The 3,288-nt window shown below is 22.4% G+C and carries 6 protein-coding genes; all 6 read left to right on the top strand.

The annotated features are described in order from the left end of the window. Positions 1-184, top strand: a 184-nt coding sequence (locus AWT72_RS09780) for an endonuclease toxin domain-containing protein (RefSeq protein ID WP_371440144.1), incomplete at its 5' end; no start/stop codon positions are given. Positions 185-289: 105 nt separating this feature from the next. Then, a complete protein-coding gene (locus tag AWT72_RS08260; protein WP_306765440.1) occupies positions 290-745 on the top strand; it encodes an osmolarity sensor protein EnvZ in 456 nt (151 codons plus the stop codon). Positions 746-917: 172 nt separating this feature from the next. Beyond that, entirely contained in the window at positions 918-1,850 is a 933-nt protein-coding gene (locus AWT72_RS08255; protein ID WP_067143512.1) for a DUF6985 domain-containing protein, read from the top strand. 26 nt (positions 1,851-1,876) lie between these two features. Further along, positions 1,877-2,335 (top strand): osmolarity sensor protein EnvZ, encoded by a 459-nt coding sequence (locus AWT72_RS08250; protein ID WP_067143509.1) that lies wholly within the window; start codon positions 1,877-1,879, stop codon positions 2,333-2,335. Positions 2,336-2,474: 139 nt separating this feature from the next. Next, entirely contained in the window at positions 2,475-2,927 is a 453-nt protein-coding gene (locus tag AWT72_RS08245; RefSeq protein WP_067143506.1) for a DUF6985 domain-containing protein, read from the top strand. A gap of 34 nt (positions 2,928-2,961) precedes the next feature. Next, positions 2,962-3,288, top strand: a 327-nt coding sequence (locus tag AWT72_RS08240) for a hypothetical protein (protein WP_197407643.1), incomplete at its 3' end; no start/stop codon positions are given.

Below are 3,288 nucleotides of genomic sequence, written 5' to 3'. Positions count from 1 at the left end.
AAAAAGTGTTCATTTAGATGCTAAAACAAATCAATCAGGTAATGGAATATATAATAGTTTGAAAAAGGCTTTAAGAGATATGAGAGATTTTGATAATTATGAATTAAAAGGTATTAGATTAGAAAATGAAAATATTAAAGAACGTGTTTTAGAAATAGCAATAAATAATAAAAAATTATGTTAATCACAATTAAATAATTTTGAAAGGGTAATTAATGAAGCAAAAAAAAATGGGAATAAAGGTAAAAATAACAATATTAAAATAAAGGAGAAATAAAAATGTTAAAAGTTGTGTATATATAAAGAAAAAAAAGAAAAAGATTTTAGAATGATAATATTACCTAGTGGAAAAAGTAAAATAGGATTAATAGCAGAGAAAAATTATGGAGTAACTTCTTTTTTAAGTAAGAAAGATAGTAAAAAAACAGGAGAACTTTCATTATGGGCATTAGAACAATGTGATGATGAAATAATAGAATATTCTACTGATATAAAATGGAGTAAAAGTTTTTATAATTGTTCTAGCGATTCAAAAGTAGCGTCAGTATATAATCTCATAAGTTTTGAATTTTATGAAAATAAATATGAATTACAATTAAAAATGAAAGATGGACATGGTTATTCTCCGTTTGAGGATTTTAATGGTAATGAATATAGATATATTTTTAATGAAAAACCAAGTGCAAAAGAATTGGGCGAAAAAATAATGGAAATGTTTGAGTACAAAGAAAATTATGACAAATAAATTCTCCTACAAATAATAATGAACCAAAGAATATTAAAATATTAGAAAAACTTACTTGGCTTGAAGTTGATTTAAGTAGTAGAATGCAACTAGTTCCAAGAGAAATACATTCTAATGTGGTACATACAAGTAGAATAGTACAAAAAAATTATGAAAATAAAGGGGAAAATAAATGAAAGAATGTAAAGATGAAGTATTTGGTGGATTAGTATTTGGTATAGATTGGGGAAAAAATGATAAAATAAAGCTATTTAATAGAGAATATGAAATAGCATTTAGAATAGTTAATTCGGGAGCCACAGCAATTAAAGAAATACAAAAGGAAAGTTATAGAAAATATTTATTAAATGAAAAAATGATATCTGATATAATGTTGGAAAAAATAAAAGATTGTATAGAAAGAAATTTGGACTTATTTTCAGAATACTCTGTTTTTAGCGATTATTTAAATAGTTATAAAAAAATAGCAGATTTAATAAAACCAAAAAGTTATTATTTTAGGGAGGATGGTTCTATATTTATTGAATTTGATTTTAATATAGATATAGACGAGGAAATAGTAGCAGAAATAGACTTTGATGATATATGTAATATGAAAGTAGATATTGCCAAATATTTTTATGGAATAGATAAGAATAAAGAAATAAAAAAATATAATGATGAAGTATTTGGAGATATAATTTTTAATATAGATTGGGAAAAAGACAATAAAGTAAAATTATTTAATAGAGAGTGGAAAGTATCATTCTTAATATCTGATTATGAAAAGACAGGAATTAAAGAGACACAAAGGGAAAGTTATAGAAAATATTTAGCAAATGAAAAAATAATTTCTGATATAATAATAGAGAAAATAGAAGATTACATTAAAAAAAGTTTTGAATTTTTATCTGAATACTGTGATTTAACCAATTATTTAAATGGAAATGAAAAGACAATTGATTTAGTAAGACCAATGTATTATGTATTTGAAGAAAATGGAGATATATTAATTGAGTTTGAATTTACAGTTAATAAAGAGTATGTAGAAAAAGGAATAATGGCAAAAATAAATTTTAACAATATATATGATATAGAAGTAGATATTCCAGAACTTTTTTTATAAAATATTAAAATAAAGGAGAAACAAAAATGGCGATAGATATAGCAATTTATAAAGAAAAAAAAGAAAAAGATTTTAGAATGGTAATATTACCTAGTGGAAGAAATAAAATAGGTTTAAGATTAAGAAAGGATTATGGAATAATTTCTTTTTTAAGTAAAAAAGATAGTGAGAAAATAGGAGAGTTTGTATTATGGGCATTAGAACAATGTGATGATGAAATAATAGAATTTCCTGTTGATATAAAATGGGAGAAAAAATATTTTAATTGTTCTAGTGTAACATCAGCATACAATCTTATAAGTTTTAAATTTTATGAAAATAAATATAAATTACAATTAGAAATGAAAGATGGACATGGTTATTCTCCTTTCAAAGATTTTAATGGTAATAAATGTGAATATATTTTTAATGAAAAACCGAGTGCAAAAGAATTGGGAGAAAAAATAATGGAAATGTTTGAGTATAAAGAAAATTATGACAAATAAATTCTCATGTAAATAATAATGAACCAAAGAATATTAAAATATTAGAAAAACTTACTTGGCTTGAAGTTGATTTAAGTGATAGAATGCAATTAGTTTTAAGAGAAATACATGCTAATGTGGTATATACAGGTGGAGAAAAATGAAAAAATATAATGATGAAATATTTGGAGAATTAATTTATGATACAGGATGGGAAAAAAATGATAAAATAAAATTATTTAATAAAGAATATAAAATTTTATTTTTGATAGTTGATAGTGATAATATAGGAATTAAAGAAATACAAAGGGAAAGTTATAGAAAATATTTAATAAATGAAAAAGTTATTTCTAATATAATAATAGAAAAAATAAAAGATTATATAAAAATGAATTTTGATTCATTATCAGAATACTATGATTTTAAAGATTATTTAAGTGGTAATGAAAAAATAGTAGATTTAGTAAGACCAACTTCTTATGCATTTGAAGAAAATGGAGATATATTAATTGAATTTTATTTTAAGGTAGATGAAGAAGTAGGAGTAATGGCAAAAATAAATTTTAATAATATTTACGATATAGAAGTAGATATTCCACATCGTTTTTTATAGATTTTTATAAAATATTAAAATAAAGGAGATCACATTGAAAAAGATAATATATTTACTATTACCAATAAGCCTTTATGCAAGTAAAGTAGATAAGGTATTTTATAATAATAAAGAAACAGTAATACCCTTGTATCTAAGTTCAGGTATTAGAAAGGGGCAAGAGTATACTATAGAGCAAATAGATACCTTAATAGAGAACTTTAATTATGCAAAAGGCAATGATATAAATGTGAGTATAGAACCTTCTTCAAAAGAAGGATACTCAAATATAATAATGACAAATAAAAAGAAAAATCCATTCTATGTTTCATTTTCATACAATAATCATGGTAATGACTTTGACACAGGAATATATAAATAT

The sequence above is a fragment of the Oceanivirga salmonicida genome (assembly GCF_001517915.1).
GTDB lineage: Bacteria > Fusobacteriota > Fusobacteriia > Fusobacteriales > Leptotrichiaceae > Oceanivirga > Oceanivirga salmonicida.
The sequence above is the reverse complement of the archived record's forward strand: the minus strand, read 5'-3'. Positions and strand labels throughout refer to the sequence as shown.